Origin of the sequence: Mucilaginibacter sp. L3T2-6 (assembly GCF_030519355.1) — a bacterium.
Classification (GTDB): domain Bacteria; phylum Bacteroidota; class Bacteroidia; order Sphingobacteriales; family Sphingobacteriaceae; genus Mucilaginibacter.
Genome location: NZ_JAUMKC010000011.1, coordinates 34,299 through 53,957 on the forward strand (window position 1 = coordinate 34,299; position 19,659 = coordinate 53,957).

Sequence of the window (19,659 nt, forward strand, 5' to 3'; positions counted from 1 at the left end):
TATTTAATTGGTATTAGTTATCAGCCTCGGCTCATCGTATGCTATCATCTTTTTGCGTTCGACGTCCGGTATCGGGACTGATTTGTTTAGCCGGTAGTCATAACTGATACAAACTGTTTTACCCACAGTGCAAATTTCCTCGCCATCCGGTGTCTCTCTTACCAGCAACTGCATCATATCAAAGCTGCTATTGCCTATACGGGTAGTGCGCACATAGCAGTATATCTTATCCTCAAGGGTTATAGGTTTTAAATAGCTCACCTCGCAACGCCCCACAATTATACCGTCCCGGCGAAGATTCCACTCTGTAACATCCTTCCAATAAGCGAAACGGGCCACCTCGAAGTATGTAAGATACACAGCATTGTTTACATGTCCTGCGGCATCGATATCTGCGAATCGTAGGGCTATAGGAGTTTTGTATTTATAATCGGCGATATTTTCACTCATAAGATGTCAATTTGTCGTGGCGGTAGCTTTTTAACAGACATATTGTCTGTTTTAGGCGATTTTAACCCGTTGGTATAACAGTTGATTAACCTTCAGCAAATATATTAAAAGAAAAACTTAGGAGATTATAATCATGACATTAGTAAAATTTGCAAACGGACAAAGAAATCGCGGTGTTAACCCATTTTTTAACGATGTATTCGATTCGATATTAAGCGACTCGTTTTTAAGCGATAAATTGTCTAGCCGCGTTCCTGCTGTTAACATTGCAGAAACCGAAAGTGAATATCAAATAGAGTTGGCTGCCCCCGGCTTAAAGAAAGAGGATTTCAAAATCAACCTCGACAAAAATATTCTAAGCATATCTGCTGATAAGAAAGCTGAAGCCGTTGAGGAAGGTAAAAAATTCAGCAAGCGCGAGTATAGCTATAACTCATTCACCCGCTCGTTCACTTTGCCTGAAACTGCTGATTATAATAAAATAGACGCAGAATATGTAGACGGCGTATTGAAATTGAACGTTGCTAAAAAAGAAGAAGCTAAAATTCAGTCCCGCGAAATTGCTGTAAAATAATTTAATCCGGTTCGGAAGTCAGGAGTGCGATTGATTTGTGTAAAGCCTGGCTTTCCGCTCCCCGGAAAGAGACGGAAGTTTTAAAACCGGGTTTAATAAATCCGGACTGGACTTCCGGATTCTGAAATAATAAGAGTGTTTTCATAATAGTTGGTTTAGTTTGATAAAAGGCCGCCCGCGATGGGTCGGCCTTTTGTATTTGTTGTGTGCTATCCTGGTTGCCGGCGCCAACACACCTTTAGTTCCGCATATTAATATACTGAAGAGGCTGGCCAAAATCATTCTGGCGGCACAAGGCAATAACTGACTGTAAATCGTCTATTTTTTTAGCCTGAACGCGTACCTGGTCATCCATTATACTTGCTTGTACTTTAAGACCGCTGTCTTTTATCTTCTTAACTATCTTTTTAGCAGCCTCCTGGCCAATGCCTTCTTTTATTTTTAAATCTTTGCGAATCATGTTCCCCGATACCGTCTGTACGGCGCCTTCCAAATCAAGTGCTTTCGGGTCCAGATGTTGTTTTACCATACGACTAATGATGGAGTCGCTAATGGCCTTCAGCCGCATATCGTTCTCGGTCACTATTGTTATTACGTTCGTTTTTTTGTCCAGGTCTACAGTGCTTTTGGAGTCATGGAAATCATAGCGGTTCAATATTTCCTTTTTTGCAGTGTTTACTGCATTATCAAGCGTCTGGCCGTCAATCTTACTTACAATATCAAAACTTGGCATGTTTCCGGGTAAATTGGTGTAGTACAAAGTTAGCGTTTTTGGTTAATGCTTCATAGGGGGCGTTAAGGCGGAGAAAATAAATGGGTGTAATTAAATCGTCACAAGTCAGCAACGCGTTATAAACAATAAGGCAGCCAGTGTCGAGTAAATAATAAAAACACATTAATATACCACCGAGTTAATATTAAATTAACATTTAAATAGGCAGATTTGTAGCAGCCGCAGGCTTTATATATGGATCCGAAACATGCACCCTTGATTAATCGTGAAATCAGCTGGCTTTACTTTAATGACCGTGTATTACAGGAGGCTGCTGATTCATCTGTTCCATTAATCGACAGGATTAAGTTTTTGGCGATATTTTCATCGAACCTTGATGAGTTTTATCGCGTAAGAGTTGCTACTATGAGCCGCCTGGCAAACCTGAATGAGAAAGCTAAGGAGGTGCTGGGCTATAATCCTAAAAAGATTTTAAACCAGATAAAGAACATTGTCGTCAGGCAGGAGCGTAAGTTCAATAATTTATATGAAAATATTATCGTAAAGCAGCTTGCTGAAGAAAAGATATTCATCCTGAATGATAAACAGCTTAACGTAAGCCGTGGCGAGTTCGTAAAACGATATTTTAGGGAGAGTCTGCTGGCGACACTTGTGCCTATAATGCTGGATGAGGCATTGCCGCTCCCGGAATTACGCGATCGGGCCATCTACTTTTTTGTAAAGCTTACTAAAAATAAAAAATCAAGACTGGCGCTTATCGAGTTTCCGGACACCCTGCCGCGTTTTGTAGTTCTACCGGAGACGAATAATCTGAAATTTATCATTCTTCTCGACGATATCATCCGGTATAGCCTGGAAGATATCTTCTTTATTTTCGAGCATGATTCGGTAGAAGCATATTCCATACAGCTAACCCGCGATGCCGAACTGGATTTGGATAAAGAAGTAAGTGAGAAATTTATTGATGCCTTAGCAAAGAGCCTGCAAAAACGCAAAAAAGGCAAGCCGATGCGTTTGCTGTATGATTCGGAAATGCCGCTGGATATGCTAAAGTACCTGGTTAACAAGATGGGTCTGCATGGCGAAAGCCTTATACCCGGCGCGCGTTACCATAATTTTAAGAATTTTATTTCATTCCCGAATGTTGGCCGGCCGGAGCTGGAATATGAACGCACTGTACCGCTGCCGGTAGATGGCCTTTCATTTGGTAAAAGCCTGATGGGAATGATTGCAAAAAAAGATTATTTAATAAGTACGCCCTATCAATCGTACGATTATGTTATACACTTTTTACGCGAGGCTGCTATAGATCCGAAAGTTAAGGAAATCAGCATAGCGGTGTACCGTCTCGCCGAAAACTCCCGCATTATGCATGCGCTGATGAGCGCGGCTAAGAATGGCAAAAAAGTAACCTGCTTAGTGGAGTTAAGGGCGCGCTTTGACGAACAGAATAATATTGCGTGGAGCCGCAGGCTGGAAGAGGAGGGGGTGAATGTGCTTTATGGTATTGATGGGTATAAAGTACACTCAAAAATCTGCCTTGTTATGCGCATAGAGAAAGATAAGCCGGCCTACTACGGATGTTTGTCAACAGGCAACTTTAATGAGAAGACAGCCCGTTTATATGCCGACCATACCCTGCTTACCGCAAATAAAAAGATAACAGGAGACCTGGTTAACGTGTTTAAGGCGCTGGCAAAAAATACTTTGCCTAAAGGGTTAAAGAATTTAATTGTTTCGCCTATTGATGCACGTCCGGCTATTTATAAACTCATCGACAACGAAATAAAGAACGCAAAAGCCGGTAAGCAAGCCTACATGATCTTAAAAATGAATAGCCTTGCCGACGAACTGCTGATAAACAAGCTTTACCAGGCCAGCAATGCCGGTGTAAAGATCAAAATGATTATTCGTGGTATGTGTTGCCTGATTGCCGGGGTGAAAGGCTATAGCGAAAATATTGAGGTGCTCAGCATTGTTGATAAATACCTTGAACACGCCCGCGTGCATGTTTATTGTAACGGCGGAAATGAATTGGTTTACCTTACTTCAGCAGATTTTATGACGCGTAATATCGATACCCGGGTGGAGGTAGGCTTCCCTATTTATGACGAGGACTTGAAAAAAGAAATCCGGGATATTATTGATCTGCAGCTGGCAGATAATACCAAATCTCGTGAAATTAACGCCAATAACACTAATAAATACCATAAAACACGCTCGGAACTTCCGCACCGGGCACAACTTGATATATACGATTATCTGAAACATAAAGTAAAATAAAAAATTGAGATACGCTGCTATAGATATAGGTTCAAACGCCGTAAGGCTCCTAATTGCTGATATTATTGAGAACAATGGTTCAGTCTCGTTTAAAAAAAATACGCTGATAAGGGTTCCGTTGCGCCTGGGTGATGACGCCTTCCTCGACCATGAATTGTCTGAAAAGAAATCTGCTGACCTTATAAAAACCATGGAAGCATTCAGCAGATTAATGGATGTTTATAAAGTAGCGGATTATACAGCGCTTGCGACATCTGCCATGCGCGAAGCAAAAAACGGTGCAGAAATAGCAAAGCTAATAAAGACAAATGCCGGAATTGACGTCGAGATTATCCCCGGACAAAAAGAAGCAGGTATGATTTATGCCAGCCACGCCGACCAAACCATTGATAAAAGCAAAAATTATTTGTACATAGATGTGGGCGGAGGTAGTACGGAGTTATCTTTTTTTTCAGCAGGGGAGGTGTGGGCTTCTAAATCGTTTAACATCGGGACGATTCGTATGCTGGACAATCAGGATGACGAAGAGACCTGGAGCGATATGAAAGATTTTATCCGCGACAACACCAGGCAGTTTAAAGTTATTTCGGGCATAGGAACCGGCGGAAATATCAACAAATTGTACCGCTTATCCGAAGAAAAAGACAAAAATCCCTTAACCTTTGGTAAATTAAAGTCCCTTTATAGTTACCTGACTTCGTTTTCCCTTAAAGACAGGATAAATGTGCTCGGCCTGAACCAGGACCGCGCAGATGTGATAATTCCAGCCTGCGAAATCTATATCGCCGTGATGAAGTGGGCCAATATCAAAAACATATACGTGCCCACTGTCGGATTGGTTGATGGAATTATTCAGACGCTTATAGAAAAAAACTTTCCGAAAGCAGGTTAAATTTATTTTAAAAAATAATTAAAAATTAAAAAAATTGTTATTACTTTTGTAGTGCCCTCTCAAAGGGCATGTTTTTCATAGGTAGATGTAGGGTCGAGTACTTGTATTCGACCCTTTTTTTGCGCCTTATTTTACGCAGGGACGGGTTTTATGCAAATAAAAAAGAAGATAGTTATTGCCGTAACAGGAGCCAGCGGCTCCATTTATGCCAGTTTGCTGTTAAATAAGTTGCAGCGATTAAGCAACCAGATAGAGGAGGTCGCTGTCGTCATGTCAGACAACGCAAAAGATGTATGGGAGTTTGAGCTGGGCAACGACGATTACAAAAAGCTGCCATTTAAGATTTACGCAAAAACCGACTTTATGGCCCCATTTGCTTCAGGGTCGGCAAAGTTTGACACGATGGTTATTGTTCCCTGCTCGATGGGGACGTTAGGCCGGATAGCCTCAGGCACATCTGATGACCTGGTTATCCGCGCAGCTGATGTGATTTTGAAGGAACGCCGTAAGTTAATCCTGGTCGCCAGAGATATGCCGTTTAATCTTATCCATATCCGCAATATGGAAACGGTAACAGAAGCGGGCGGGATTATTTGTCCGGCGATACCGTCGTACTACAGCAGGCCGAAAACTGTGGAAGAGTTAGCCATGACCGTGGTTGACCGCATAATAGATCTTATCGGCCTTGAAAACCAGAGCTACCGCTGGGGCGGTTAATCATCCTTAAACGCAATCCTGACGCTTTTGATTACTTCATTCCCCTGGCAAACTTAGTCTTAGCTGTTCAGGTACACAGGCGCCAGTATTTAAAATGTTGTTTTTGAGCCTGTTCGTGGCGGTGGTTGTATATTTCCCGGGAATAGAATGCCCGGATTAGCGTTAAAATCAGTATCTTTGCGCGTTTTTAAATGAATAAAAAAGTAGCATTTTATACCTTAGGCTGCAAGCTTAACTATTCGGAAACTTCATCTATTGGCCGGCTTTTTAACAACGCCGGTTTCTCTACGGTTGAGTTTACCGATACGCCTGACGTTTTTGTTATTAACACCTGTTCGGTTACCGATAATGCCGACAAAAAATGCAAAAAAGTAGTTAAGGAGGCATTGAAAATATCACCTGATGCCTATGTTACCATTGTAGGCTGTTATGCACAGCTTAAACCAAAAGAAATTGCGGAGATACCCGGCGTAGACATGGTGTTAGGCGCTGCCGAAAAATTCCGGATAGTAGATTATATCACCGATCTTACCAAGCAACCCAAAGCAGTGGTTTATAACCAGCCAGTATCTGAAGCTAAGGATTTTATTGCGGGTTTTTCTATTGGCGACCGCACCCGTACTTTTTTAAAGGTACAGGACGGCTGCGACTATTCATGTACTTTTTGTACCATTCCGTTAGCGCGTGGCAACAGCCGCAGCGATACCATTGAACATGTAATGGAGCAAGCCAATGAGATTGCCGCATCGGGCGTGAAGGAAATTGTGCTGACCGGCGTTAATCTCGGCGATTTCGGCATCCGGGATGGAAAACGCCAGGACAGGTTTTTCGACCTGGTTAAAGCACTGGATGAAGTTGAAGGTATCAGTCGCTTTCGTATTTCGTCAATTGAACCGAACTTGCTGAGCGACGAGATCATTGAATTTGTAGCGCAGTCCAAGCGATTTGTGCCTCATTTCCATATCCCGCTCCAGTCTGGCTCTGATAAAATACTGGGTTTGATGCGGCGCCGTTATAAGCGTGAGCTATATGCCAGCCGCGTGGCTAAAATAAAGCAATTAATGCCTGATTGTTGTATCGGCGTTGATGTGATCGTCGGTTTTCCGGGCGAGACGCGTGAGGATTTTATAGACACCTACAACTTTTTGAACGGCCTGGATATATCGTATCTCCATGTGTTCACTTATTCTGAGCGGGAAAATACGCCGGCGAGTGAAATGGGAGGGGTAGTACCCGGTTCAACAAGGGCCGAGCGGAGCAAAATGCTGCATATTTTATCCGACAAAAAGCGCCGCGCATTTTACGAAAGCCAACTGGGGAAAACCGGGAATGTATTGTTCGAAGGCGACGTAAAAGACGGCTTTATGCATGGGTTTACCACTAACTATGTAAAGGTGAAAACCCCATACGACCCCTTGCTGATCAATGAGCTGAAAACGGTGTACTTAACAAAAATATCACCTGATGGTGATGTGGAAATTACCGAGGCGAATGAAATATTAATTCATTAAACCCTATCTTGGCTCAAAATTTAAACTAATGTTTCCAAATTTATACTACCTGCTTAAGTATCTTACCGGGCTCGAATTACCATTTCTTCAAATCATACAAACTTTTGGTTTCTTTGTAGCGATAGCTTTTATGGCGGCCTATTGGGCTTTTGTAAAGGAGTTTGACCGTAAGGAGAAGCTGGGTTATATACATTCTTTTCGCAAAACCGTCACTATTGGCAAACCAATAACTAATGTCGAGTTAATCGGAAACGGTATCTTCGGTTTTATACTTGGCTACAAGCTGGTTGATGCTGCCCTGAACTTTAGCAAACTTGTAGAGGATACCCAAAGCTTTCTTTTATCGGCGCGCGGAAATTGGCTGGGTGGTATCATTGGCGCTGTTTTGTTTGCATATTGGGCTTATTACGAAAACAAGAAACAACGGCTTCCGCATCCCAAAACAGAGGAAGTTACGGTTCATCCTTCCGAATTGATGGGCAGTATATTGCTTTGGTCGGCTATTTGCGGCTTTGCAGGGGCGAAGATTTTTAATGCGCTTGAAAACTGGGGCCAGTTTATGCAGGACCCCGTTGGCATGCTTATCGGTTTTGAGGGCTTAACTTTTTACGGCGGCCTGATTTGCGGCGGCGCGGCTGTGCTTTATATTGCTCATAAACATGGTATTAAGCCGTTTACAATGCTGGATATTGGCGCGCCCGGTATGATGCTTGCTTATGGTGTCGGCCGTATCGGCTGCCAGATGGCCGGAGATGGTGACTGGGGCATATTTAACCTTCATCCGAAGCCGCATTGGCTAAGCTGGTTACCTAACTGGATGTGGGGTTTTAAGTTTCCGCACAATGTAAACAATGAAGGACAAATAATACCCGGATATGCAGGAAAATATAACCATGAGCTTCCGGCGCCGGTTTATCCCACGTCTTTTTACGAATGCGTAGTTTGTATACTGCTATTCCTGTTTTTATGGAGTATACGCGACAAGATAAAGGCGCCAGGTGTGATGTTTGGCATTTACATGATACTGGCCGGCGTTGAGCGGTTTTTTATAGAATTAATACGTGTAAATACTTTGTATCATGTGGCAGGCATTAGCTTTACCCAAGCCGAAATGATCTCTACATTTATGGTTATCGGCGGTATCGCGTTGATTTTTGTGGCCCGGAATAGAAAACAGCCCGTTCTGAAGCATGCCTGAGATAAAAACCGGTAATAATTTGCTCGATAACCAGATAATCAGGTTTGTGGTTTCCGCGGGATTCGGGTTTTTAGTCGATGTAACCGCATTCTACCTGTTCTATCATAACTTACTGGTACAAAAAACCTATAATTTATTTTCTTTCACGGTTCGTAATTCTTCATTATCACTGGCGTTATCATTTTTTATGGGCGTAGTGGTAAATTTTTTAATCACTAAATATTTTGTATTCGCCGAATCGCGGTTATCTCCATATAAGCAGTTTTTTAGGTTCGTATCAGTAGCTTTCATCGGTTTTTTTGCTAACCTGGCTATTTTAAAGGTGTTTATACAGGATTTACAGATGTACCCGCCGGTTGCACGTCCGCTTGCGGCTTTGAGTTTGTTCTTTGCAAGCTACTTTATCCATAAAGCATTTTCGTTCAGCCTGTCGCTTCGTAGCCAGAAGTAAGCGAAATGATGTGGTTTTTGTTGATTAAATCAGGCTGATTCAATTTGTGAAAGCTTATCTAATTCATGACATTCGTAACTGATATGGAACTTAACGAAATAACTAACAAAGTAATTGAAATAGCAAAAGATGCGGGTAGTTTTATCAGGGAAGAACGCCGTGTTTTTTCCCATGATAAAATAGAAATTAAAGGCCTTAATGACCTCGTTTCCTATGTCGACAAAACTGCTGAGCAATTTATAGTAAAGGCGTTGACCAGTGTAGTGCCGGAAGCTGGCTTTATCACCGAGGAAAAAACCATTAATAAAACGGGGGAGACCTATAACTGGATCATTGACCCGCTGGATGGCACGACTAATTTTATTCATGGCTTGCCGGTCTATTCTGTTAGTATCGCTTTGCAGCAAAATGACGAACTGGTGCTTGGAGTAGTATATGAAGTAAATATGGATGAGTGTTTTTATGCCTGGAAAGACTCGCCGGCTTATCTTAATGGCGATATCATTAACACCAGCAGTTCACCATCAATAAGTAAAAGCCTCCTGGCGACCGGTTTCCCATACCACGATTTCAGCAAACAGCCAGCTTATATCAATTTGTTTACGGAGCTTATGAAGAGCTGTCATGGCCTTCGCAGGCTGGGTTCGGCTGCCGTTGACTTAGCTTACACGGCCTGCGGCAGGTTTGATGCATTTTATGAGTATAATCTGAATCCCTGGGACGTTGCGGCCGGCATAGTGATAGTGCGGCAGGCAGGCGGACAAGTAGTTAACTTTAAAGGTGGGCATGAAGTGCTGAACACCCGCGAACTGCTTGCCACGAACGGAAAGATCACGCAGGAAATGCTGGGGACTATCCAAAACTATTTTAGATAGGAAAAATAAAAGCCGGACCTAAATCCAGCTTTCACTATATCGGCGAAACCGTCTTGAGTGTGATGATCTCAAAAATAATTACATCGCTTCCGATACAACCTCGGTTACTTCGGGTACCATACGTTTTAACAGGTTCTCGATGCCTGCCTTTAAAGTAACCGTAGATGACGGGCAGCCGCTGCATGATCCGCGAAGCTCAACAGTTACGACCCCTTCATCGAAAGACTTATAAGTAATAGCGCCGCCATCCTGCTCCACAGCCGGGCGAACATAATCATGTAATATCTGCTGTATTTTCACCTCGGTTTCAGAGCCTTCGAAATCCGTAGTTTCTGTGTGTTCTTCTTCTTTAACCTTTAGTTCGGCCTCAACCGCGCCTTTAACAAATTCCTTTAATATGGGCATAATGTCATCCCAGCTATCACCCTCAAACTTAGTAACAGTAACAAAGTTGCTGGCGAAGAAGACACCATTTACAAATGAGAATTTAAAAAGCTCTTTTGCAAAAGGCGAGTTTTCAGCACTTTCTTTTGTCGGGTAATCCACACTGCCATTAATGAGCAGTTTGTTCACAATGAACTTCATTGTGGCCGGGTTAGGAGTGGCTTCGGTATATACGTTGATATTCATCTTATTTTCAATTAGTCTTGATAAAACAAATTTAAGCAGGTTTTTGATTTTAACACAAGCATAATATTGTTATGACCGGGAGGTGACGGTGAAACCTGATGCGCAGACAGAACGCTAAATATCATAAAGCCCCGAAGTTTCGGAGATTTGGCAGACCGATTGGCATCTTATTTAAATACCTGTATAATTTTGCGGTGTTATTTTCTTTATCTCTTCTTTAATCTTCTCATTAACTTGCAGGCCTTCCACAAATTCTGCGATGGTTTGTGCATTAACTTGTGTATTAGTACGGGTCAGATCCTTTAATGCCTCATAAGGATTAGGATACCCCTCACGACGCAGAATTGTTTGGATAGCCTCGGCAACGACCGCCCAATTGGCTTCGAGGTGAGCATTCAGCGCATCTGCATTCAGCAGCAATTTATTCAGACCACGTATGGTTGATTTTATAGCAATGATGGTATGGCCTACCGGGACGCCGATATTTCTTAATACGGTTGAGTCAGTCAAGTCACGCTGGAGCCTTGATATGGGCAGCTTTGCCGCAAAATGCTCGAACAGCGCGTTGGCAATCCCCAGGTTACCTTCAGAATTTTCAAAGTCAATCGGGTTTACTTTATGTGGCATAGCCGATGAGCCGATCTCGCCTTCCTTTATTTTTTGCTTGAAATAGCTCATGGAAATATATGTCCAGATATCCCGGTCTAGGTCTATAAGAATATTATTGATGCGTTTCAAGGCATCGCACTGCGCGGCAAAATTATCGTAGTGTTCAATCTGTGTGGTAAACTGTGAACGGCTCAACCCCAAGACTTCATTAACAAAATGATTGCCAAATGCCTTCCAGTCAATTTCCGGGTAGCCCACATTATGCGCGTTAAAATTACCTGTAGCGCCGCCGAATTTAGCAGCATGAGGAACCGCTTTTAGCAAACTGAGCTGGTTTTCAATTCGCTCTACAAAAACCATAATTTCTTTTCCCAGGCGACTTGGCGATGCGGGCTGGCCATGTGTATGGGCCAGCATCGGAACGTCATTCCATTCGGTAACGTATTTTTTTAAAATATCAACCAGTTCTTCAATTGCAGGATAGTAGGTATTGGCCAAAGCTTCCTTAAATGAATAGGGTACAGCCGTGTTGTTAATATCCTGCGAGGTTAATCCGAAATGGATAAATTCCTTATACTCCTGTAAGCCAAGCTTATCGAACTCTTTTTTAATGAAATATTCAACCGCTTTAACATCATGGTTGGTAATTTTCTCAATCTGCTTGATGGCCTCTGCATCCTGCTCATTGAAATTTTTATAAATGCCGCGTAACTTTTCTGCTACATTTCTATCCAAATTCTGAAGCTGAGGCAACGGGTGTTCACACAAAGCTATAAAGTATTCAATTTCAACAAACACCCGGTATTTGATTAGCGCATACTCAGAAAAGTAAGCAGCAAGGTCGGCGGTAGCATTACGATAACGGCCATCGATAGGTGAAATTGCAGAAAGAGGAGTAAGGGTCATGTGTTCTTTAAATTTTTTGCAAAGATAGGGATTGATGTGCGGATGTGCGAATATACGGATGTGCCAATGCTTGAATTGGCCGGCAAATCTATTCTGATATTTTCGCCCGCCATTCCCACAGCGGAAATCCGAACCATAAATTGTCATCCGCGCATCAAAAAATAAGCCCTCAGCATGTTATTCTTAGGAAACTTTGTAATCTAAAAATGTTTCCTTAGTTTTGACTCGTAAAGTCAATGAGTCAAATAGAAAGAATAATCCAGGGCGGAGAAGAGCTGTTTTTAACGGCGGGGATCAAAAGTGTAACAATGGATGACATAGCCCGGCACCTGGGCATGTCGAAAAAAACGATATACCAGTTTTTTAAGGATAAGAACGAATTGGTAATAGCGCTGGTAAAGAAAAAGCTGAAAGAGGACGAGGACAATATGGAAGCCATTATTGCCAAATCAAGCAATGTGATGGAAGAGATGATCAATATGATGAAATGCTCGGAAGAGATTTTTTCAAGGATAAACCCGATAGTTATCCACGATATGCAAAAGTATCATCCCGAGGCGTGGGCGGAGTTTCAGAATTTTAAAGCCGATGTCATCGTGCGGACACTGGAAGAACTCTTAACAAAAGGTAAGAAGCAAGGTTACATTCGGCCCGACATCGACGTAAAGATAATTGCACGCATGCGTGTTAGCCAGGTAGAGCTTGGTTTTAACACATCGGTATTCCCCATGGCGGAGTTTAGTCCATGGAAAGTGCAGGTTCAGTTTTTAGAACATTTTAATTATGGCATTTGTACACTTAAAGGCTACAAACTGCTAAATCAGTATAAAAACATAAACGAAGAATAAAGATATACTGCTGACATAGGGCTGTCAATACGGGGCAGACATTTACGCCAGCAATAAGCAACATCACGCAAAACACAACTAAATATAAAATGAAACATATACTCATAGTAATGTGCCTGCTAAGCGGAATTGCCCTGAACGGCTTTTCGCAAACGGCGGCGCCCGATAGCCAGAGATACAATTTTACGATACAAGACTGTATAAATTATGCCTATGAGCACCAGGATTCGGTAGTTAATGCTAACCTGGATGTAAAAAGCGCAGGATACAGGGTTAAAGAAACGATAGGCCAGGGTTTTCCACAGATCCACGGTGTAGCATCATTCCAGGATTATCTTAAAATTCCAACAACGTTGTTGCCTGGTGAGTTTTTTGGCCAGCCTGGTACTTTTATTCCGATTAAGTTTGGAGTGAAATATCAGTCGAATTTGTCTTTAACGGCAAGCCAGATACTTTTTGATCCTGACTACCTGGTTGGCTTACAAGCACGAAACACTTACAAAGAACTATATGATCGCAGCCTTACCCGTTCAAAGATTTCAACTGCTGTAAACGTTACCAAGGCCTATTACCAGGTTTTAGTTTCGGTAGAACAACTAAAAGTTTTACAGGCAGATATCGATCAGTTAAAGCAACAGATGGATGAAACTATTGCGCGAAATAAACAGGGCTTTGTCGAGAAAATAGATGTCGACCGTATAACTGTTCAATATAACTCGTTGGTAACCAGGAAGGAGAATGTTGTAAGGCTATTGGGTTTGGGTTATCAATTACTGAAGTTTCAAATAGGAATGCCTATCGATAACGTACTTTTATTAAAAGACAGGCTTGAAGACATAAAGCTTGAAGCCAGCCTGAGCGACCCGGTTGCCGACACGGCTGTTTATCGTAATCGGGTTGAGTATAGCCTTTTAGAAACTCAATCAAAACTGTACCAATATGATGTGAAACGCAAGAAAGGTCAATTTCTACCGAAGCTAACTGCTAATGTTGGATATTCAGCATCCTACCAGGACAATAACTTTGGACAGCTATATCGCAACAACTTTCCTTCGGCTTATGTTGGCCTTACACTAAACGTCCCAATATTTACAGGCTTTCAGCATATAAACCAGTTGAGGCAATCCGAGATTACATTGCTTAAATCGCAAAACGACATGTTTGCCGCCAGGAATGCTTTTAACCTTGAACTAAAGAAAGCCCGGATTACATATCTGAATGGTCTGCAAACGTTGAACGATCAGAAAAGGAACAGGGCACTTGCTGAAGAGGTGCTTAGAGTCTCCAAAATTAAATATCAGCAAGGGGTAGGATCCAGCCTCGAAGTAACACAGGCACAAACTGCACTGCAGGATGCAGACAACTCATATATACAAGGTCTGTACGATGCTTTAGTAAGCAAAGTTGATCTTGACCAGGCATACGGAAGAATAAAATAATCAATCACAACACACTATACAGCACAATGAAAAAATTAATATACATACCAGCCCTGATATTGCTTGCTGCTTGCTCAAGCAAACCCAAGGACAAAAAAGCGGAGCTTGCCGAATTGAAAAAGCAACAGGCTGATCTGAACTCAAAGATTGCAAAGCTACAGGCCGAGGTTGGTACCACAGATTCGTCGAAAGTTGCAGATGTGAGCACCCTTGTTTTAAAGGCGGGCAGCTTTACCAACTATGTTCAGATACAAGGCAAAATTGACGCACAGGACAACGTTATGGCATATCCGCAGGCGGCCGGTTCGATAACCGCTATTTATGTAAAGGTTGGTCAGCACGTAAATAAAGGGCAAGTACTGGCGCAGCTTGATGCCAGTGTGTTAAATCAGAACATTGCGCAGGCAGAAACACAGGTTGATTTGAATAAGACGCTATATGAAAGGCAAAAGAACCTGTGGGATCAGAAAATAGGGACCGAGGTGCAATTTCTGCAGGCAAAAACTGCCCTGGAAAGCTCTCAAAAACAGGTAGCATCGTTGCGTAGGCAAGCCGATCTATACCGGATTACATCGCCAATTAGCGGAACAGTAGACCAAATGGACTTGAAATTAGGCCAGGTAGCGCAGCCAGGTGTTACAGGTATCCGTATAGTAAACGCGGATAAGCTTAAGGTTAAGGCTGATATACCTGAATCGTACACAGGGAGCGTATCGACCGGAAACACAGTGAAAGTTATATTTCCAGACGCAAACGATTCACTGACCACCAAGGTTAGTTTTGCTGCCAAGGTGATCGATCCGGCATCAAGAAGTTTTGCGGCCGAAGTAGCACTTCCCCAGCGTAAAGACCTTCGTCCTAATATGACAGCGGTACTTAAAATTGCCGATTATTCAAAGCAGAACGTGATCGTAGTACCAGTTAAGGCAGTTCAGCATTCAGAAACCGGCGACTTCGTGTTCATTAATCAGAATGGAATTGCCAGGCGTGTTGTAGTTACCGTTGGTGCGACTTACGCAGGTCAATCGGAAATAAAGTCGGGCCTGAAAGCCGGCGATGAACTGATTACTGATGGTGCAACGGATATTGAAGACGGAGATAAAATAAAAAGTACGCCATCGTCATCGAACTAATTATTCACAAACTGATTTGAGTTCATTATGAAAGACGTGATAAAAGAGTTTGGCCCGTCAAGTTGGGCCATAAACAATAAAACAGCGATCTACGTGCTGATGTTCTTAATAACGGTGATGGGTTATCTGAGCTATCAGAGCCTGCCGAAAGAGAACTTCCCGGATATCGCCATACCTAAAATATATATAAATACGGTATTCCAGGGGCAATCACCCCAAAATATCGAAAACCTGGTTACGCGCCAGTTGGAAAAGCAATTGAAATCGCTTAAAGGCCTTAAAAAGGTCACTTCCAACTCCATGCAGAATATTTCGGTAATTACAGCCGAATTTAATCAGAACGTAAAGATTAAAGATGCAAAGCAGGAAGTAAAAGACGCTGTTGATAAAGCACAGCAAGACTTACCCCAAAATGATAATAACTTTAAGCAGCCTAACATTATTGACATAAACGTATCGGATTTGCCGATACTTTATATTAATATTTCAGGCGACTATGACCTTAAAAAACTCAAAGAGTATGCCGATATCCTGAAAGATGAAATAGAAGGTTATAAAGAAATATCAAAGGTAGATGAAATAGGAGCGCTTACACCAGAGATACAGGTTAACGTCGATCTCAATAAAATGGCGGCCGCACAAATTACCTTTAATGATATCATACAAGCAATTGGCAATGAAAATATCCTGTCTTCTGCCGGTACTATAAAAACCGATGGAGTACGCAGAAGTATTGATATCAAGCAGGATTTTAAAAATGCGGATCAGGTTGCCGCAATGGTAATCAGGAACCCAACCGGGCGTTCCGTGTACTTACGGGATATCGCAGAGATTAAAGATTCATTCCTTGAACAAGAAAGTTACGCGCGTTTAAAAACACCTGATAACCCTGATTTTAAAAATGTTATTACCTTAAATGTGAGTAAGCGCGCCGGCGAAAACCTGATTGAATCTTCGGATAAGATCAATAAGATGATAAAGGAAAAACAGCGCACGGTATTCCCTAAAGGCTTAAATATAACAGTAACCGGAGATCAATCTGACAAGACGCGTTCCACGCTGAATGATCTGATCAATACCATCGTCATTGGATTTGTGCTGGTAACTGTTATCCTGATGTTTTTTATGGGTACAACCAACGCGCTCTTTGTGGCGTTATCCGTTCCATTATCATGTTTCATCGCATTTTTGGTAATGCCGGTTTTAGGGCTCACTCTTAATATGATCGTGCTATTCTCCTTCCTGCTTGCTTTAGGCATAGTAGTAGATGATGCTATTGTTGTGATTGAGAACACGCACCGTATATTTAATAACGGCGCTGTCCCTATTAAAGAAGCAGCCAAGCATGCGGCAGGTGAGGTGTTCCTTCCGGTGTTTTCAGGTACCATGACCACATTAGCTCCATTTGTTCCGTTATTGTTTTGGAATAGTATCATCGGTGAGTTTATGCGATTTTTACCGATAACACTTATCACGACCTTACTTGCCTCGTTGGTAGTGGCTTATATAATGAACCCGGTGTTTGCCGTCGACTTTATGAAACCACATATCGAGGGCGAACATGATCATCCAAAATTCGATCGCACGGTAAAACGCGCTTTGGTTATACTAGGCATATTTACAATCCTGGGCTACCTGATCAATGTGGGCTTCGGCAATTTTATGGTATTGATTATTTTACTTTACCTGTTAAACCACTTTGTGCTGGTTAAGCTTATTGACCGGTTCCAGAAAAATTCATGGCCTAAATTTAAAAACTGGTATGCCCGGATACTTGAAAAAGCTGTAAAACGACCCGTTTTAATGTTGGTTGGAACTATCGGCTTATTTTTTCTTGCGATTATTTTAACGGCAACCATCGGTAAAACACCGGTATTCTTCCCTTCCGGTGCACCCAACTTTGCATATGTTTACATAAGCTTGCCCATCGGCACGGACCAGGCGACAACCAATGAAGTGACAAAAAAGATTGAACAGCGTGTAGCAAAAGTGGTTGAACCTGATAAAGACATAGTTACGTCAATTATATCAAACGTTACAAAAGGTGTTACAGATCCGCAAGACGAAGATCAAAATGATTATGAAAACAAAGGTAAGGTAACCGTAGCCTTTGCTGAGTTTTCTAAACGAAACGGCAAAGACACCAGAGTAATACTTGCAAATATCCGTAAAGCTATACAAGGTCTTCCGGGTGTTAAAATTTCTGTGGCACAGGAAGCCAGCGGTCCTCCGGTTCAAAAAGACATCAGTATTGAAATAGCCGGAGATAACCTGGACACACTGGTGAATACAGGTAACCGGTTAAAAAACTTCCTTGCTAAACAAAATATAGAAGGTATTGAAAACCTGACTGCGGATGTGCAGAGTGATAAACCGGAAATTGTGTTTGATATCGATCGTGAACGCGCGAATCGTGAAGGCATCACTTCTGGCCAGATTACACAGGCCTTGGGTGCAGCAATTTATGGCGCCAAGGCTGCCGATTTCCGCAATACCAAGGAGGACGATTATAAAATAATGGTTCGTGCTCTTGAAAGTCAACGAAGTAGTATCGACGCGCTGCGTAACATGAAAATAACGTATCGTGATTTAGCTACCGGCGGAGCAATACGCCAGGTACCGATATCGGCTTTTACCGACGTTCGTTACAGCAGCACATATAGCAATATTAAACGGAAGCAACAACATAGAGTGCTTACGCTAAGCTCAAACGTTATAAAGCCCTATAATCCTAACGACGTAAATGCCAACATTTTAAGAGCTATATCAAACTTCAAAAAGCCCGACAATGTAATTATTCGCCAGGGCGGTGGCCAGGAAGATCAGTTGGAAGCGGCGACATTTTTGGGGGGAGCATTACTTGCCTCCTTTGGCCTGATATTTATCATACTTACCCTGCAGTTCAACTCGGTTGGTAAAACGGTCATCATTATCAGCGAGATATTCCTGAGTATTATAGGTGTACTGCTGGGGGTTACCCTTACCGGTATGACCATGTCAATTGTAATGACTGGTGTGGGTATCATAGCTCTCGCTGGCGTGGTTGTCCGAAATGGTATCCTGCTGGTTGAGTTTACAGATATGCTGATAGCCCAGGGCGCCAATTTGCACGATGCGGTCGTTGAGGCCGGCCATACCCGTATGACGCCGGTATTATTAACTGCTACCGCAGCCATATTGGGTCTAATACCGCTGGCGGTTGGTTTTAATATCGACTTCGCAGGCTTGTTTACGCACTTTGAGCCCCACATTTTCTTTGGTGGCGATAACGTAGCCTTCTGGGGACCGTTGGCATGGACCATGATATTTGGCCTCGGTTTTGCCACTATTATTACATTGATATTGGTACCGTGTATGTATATTATCAGGGTTAATATCAAAAACTACTTTTTTGGCAGAAAAGAAAAGAAGGAAATAGCCAGGGCTGAATTGACCGAAGCTTAATTTAAGCTCAACGATTTCGAAGAGCTGCCGGGGGAATACCCAGGCAGCTCTTTTCTTTTATAAAATATTATTTTGCAAATTTTTGAGCTTTTTCATCATTTTATCGAATTTGCTCTGCGTGAGCGCATTAAAAGGGCGCCCGCATCAAACGGAACGCCGTAGGACGCAGGGGTTTACAAGTGTAACCCCTTGATTTTTTATAAATACCTAATAGTCAACACCTTAAAAAAAATAACCATACAGGGTGTAAACCCCCGAGTAAAGCGCTGATTATCAATGTCTTGTTGCATGTAAATACGTATTCTGTTGATTATCAGTGAGTACCATCGTATTCCAGGTGTTCCGCTCAGAAACGGAACAGTTACATTGCATGTGTCGTCCTGAAAAAAGGGTACGCTTTAAATGGTCGGTCCTGGTTTAGGGGGCTATAAAAAATAATTTAGGAACGATTGTTGTTTTACACCAATCCTATGAAAACATTTGGTACCAGGAAAAACCATGTAGCCTCGACCCGGGCAGTTGCTCCGTTTTGGCAGGTAATAGAAGTGGGCGTACTAGCTGGTATGCGGACTTTTTCGGCGCCGGTTACAGTCAACGCTATTTTGCAAAACCATCCTTCAAAACAATTGGCTGAATCGCCGCTGAACTTTTTGCAGTCCGGAAGAGTTGGCTCCGCGTTCCGGGTTCTTGCGGCTTTAGAGTTGGTCGGTGATAAGCTACCCGACATCCCCAACCGGACATCTGCGCCAGGTTTGATTGGAAGGTGCTTGTCCGGAGCATTGGCCGGAGCTGGTTTGTACAAGCATCCGGCAATAACGGCCTTGCCGGCGCATTGGCCGGGTCATGTGCTGCACTCGCATCTTCGTTTGGGAGCTTTTACCTGCGGAGATTTTCGGGGAATAAAACAGGTGTTGCCGATCCGGTTATAGGAGCGATAGAGGACGCAATTGTTGCTACTGCGGGAAT

General features: G+C 42.6%; 17 protein-coding genes. 13 read left to right on the forward strand and 4 right to left on the reverse strand.

Annotated features, from left to right (window positions below; all coding sequences use genetic code 11):
- Positions 1–3 precede the first annotated feature (3 nt).
- Entirely contained in the window at positions 4–450 is a 447-nt protein-coding gene (locus Q3W13_RS13460; protein WP_302864607.1) for a thioesterase family protein, read from the reverse strand.
- A gap of 133 nt (positions 451–583) precedes the next feature.
- Here Q3W13_RS13460 and Q3W13_RS13465 point away from each other — a divergent pair, with 133 nt between their 5' ends.
- Positions 584–1,024, forward strand: coding sequence for an Hsp20/alpha crystallin family protein (locus tag Q3W13_RS13465; RefSeq protein ID WP_302864609.1), 441 nt, complete (start codon positions 584–586; stop codon positions 1,022–1,024).
- A gap of 238 nt (positions 1,025–1,262) precedes the next feature.
- Here the strand turns inward: Q3W13_RS13465 and Q3W13_RS13470 are convergent, their stop codons facing one another.
- On the reverse strand, positions 1,263–1,757 hold the full coding sequence (locus tag Q3W13_RS13470; protein ID WP_302864611.1) for a YajQ family cyclic di-GMP-binding protein: 495 nt from the start codon (positions 1,755–1,757) through the stop codon (positions 1,263–1,265).
- Positions 1,758–1,991: 234 nt separating this feature from the next.
- Between Q3W13_RS13470 and ppk1 the strand changes: the two genes are divergently transcribed.
- The 7 genes from ppk1 to Q3W13_RS13505 all read left to right on the forward strand — a co-directional run bounded on the left by ppk1 (position 1,992) and on the right by Q3W13_RS13505 (position 9,684).
- Entirely contained in the window at positions 1,992–4,040 is a 2,049-nt protein-coding gene (gene ppk1 / locus Q3W13_RS13475; RefSeq protein ID WP_302864612.1) for a polyphosphate kinase 1, read from the forward strand.
- A gap of 4 nt (positions 4,041–4,044) precedes the next feature.
- Positions 4,045–4,932 carry an ethanolamine ammonia-lyase reactivating factor EutA gene (locus Q3W13_RS13480; RefSeq protein ID WP_302864613.1) on the forward strand — a complete coding sequence of 296 codons (888 nt, stop codon included), beginning with the start codon at positions 4,045–4,047 and terminating at the stop codon, positions 4,930–4,932.
- A 150-nt stretch (positions 4,933–5,082) separates the two neighbouring features.
- Positions 5,083–5,649, forward strand: a complete 567-nt coding sequence (locus Q3W13_RS13485) for a UbiX family flavin prenyltransferase (protein ID WP_302864614.1) — start codon at positions 5,083–5,085, stop codon at positions 5,647–5,649.
- Positions 5,650–5,840: 191 nt separating this feature from the next.
- Positions 5,841–7,160: a tRNA (N(6)-L-threonylcarbamoyladenosine(37)-C(2))-methylthiotransferase MtaB gene (gene mtaB / locus Q3W13_RS13490; RefSeq protein WP_302864616.1), complete on the forward strand. Its 1,320-nt coding sequence runs from the start codon at positions 5,841–5,843 to the stop codon at positions 7,158–7,160.
- A gap of 28 nt (positions 7,161–7,188) precedes the next feature.
- On the forward strand, positions 7,189–8,358 hold the full coding sequence (locus Q3W13_RS13495; protein ID WP_302864618.1) for a prolipoprotein diacylglyceryl transferase: 1,170 nt from the start codon (positions 7,189–7,191) through the stop codon (positions 8,356–8,358).
- Positions 8,351–8,809 (forward strand): GtrA family protein, encoded by a 459-nt coding sequence (locus Q3W13_RS13500; RefSeq protein WP_302864620.1) that lies wholly within the window; start codon positions 8,351–8,353, stop codon positions 8,807–8,809. Before Q3W13_RS13495 ends, Q3W13_RS13500 begins: the two co-directional genes overlap by 8 nt.
- Before the next feature lie 65 nt (positions 8,810–8,874).
- Complete coding sequence (locus Q3W13_RS13505) at positions 8,875–9,684, forward strand: inositol monophosphatase family protein (RefSeq protein WP_302864622.1); 810 nt, start codon at positions 8,875–8,877, stop codon at positions 9,682–9,684.
- A 78-nt stretch (positions 9,685–9,762) separates the two neighbouring features.
- Here the strand turns inward: Q3W13_RS13505 and Q3W13_RS13510 are convergent, their stop codons facing one another.
- Positions 9,763–10,314, reverse strand: coding sequence for a NifU family protein (locus Q3W13_RS13510; protein WP_302864623.1), 552 nt, complete (start codon positions 10,312–10,314; stop codon positions 9,763–9,765).
- Between the two features lie 171 nt (positions 10,315–10,485).
- Positions 10,486–11,829, reverse strand: coding sequence for an adenylosuccinate lyase (gene purB, locus Q3W13_RS13515; protein WP_302864625.1), 1,344 nt, complete (start codon positions 11,827–11,829; stop codon positions 10,486–10,488).
- A gap of 236 nt (positions 11,830–12,065) precedes the next feature.
- On the opposite strand from purB, the gene Q3W13_RS13520 reads away from it, so the two are divergent.
- The 5 genes from Q3W13_RS13520 to Q3W13_RS13540 all read left to right on the forward strand — a co-directional run bounded on the left by Q3W13_RS13520 (position 12,066) and on the right by Q3W13_RS13540 (position 19,622).
- A complete protein-coding gene (locus Q3W13_RS13520) occupies positions 12,066–12,677 on the forward strand; it encodes a TetR/AcrR family transcriptional regulator (RefSeq protein ID WP_302864627.1) in 612 nt (203 codons plus the stop codon).
- Between the two features lie 89 nt (positions 12,678–12,766).
- Positions 12,767–14,116 carry a TolC family protein gene (locus Q3W13_RS13525; protein WP_302864628.1) on the forward strand — a complete coding sequence of 450 codons (1,350 nt, stop codon included), beginning with the start codon at positions 12,767–12,769 and terminating at the stop codon, positions 14,114–14,116.
- 26 nt (positions 14,117–14,142) lie between these two features.
- Positions 14,143–15,249, forward strand: a complete 1,107-nt coding sequence (locus Q3W13_RS13530) for an efflux RND transporter periplasmic adaptor subunit (RefSeq protein WP_302864629.1) — start codon at positions 14,143–14,145, stop codon at positions 15,247–15,249.
- A gap of 27 nt (positions 15,250–15,276) precedes the next feature.
- Complete coding sequence (locus Q3W13_RS13535; protein ID WP_302864631.1) at positions 15,277–18,693, forward strand: efflux RND transporter permease subunit; 3,417 nt, start codon at positions 15,277–15,279, stop codon at positions 18,691–18,693.
- Positions 18,694–19,163: 470 nt separating this feature from the next.
- Positions 19,164–19,622 carry a hypothetical protein gene (locus Q3W13_RS13540; protein ID WP_302864632.1) on the forward strand — a complete coding sequence of 153 codons (459 nt, stop codon included), beginning with the start codon at positions 19,164–19,166 and terminating at the stop codon, positions 19,620–19,622.
- The last annotated feature ends 37 nt before the right edge of the window (positions 19,623–19,659 follow it).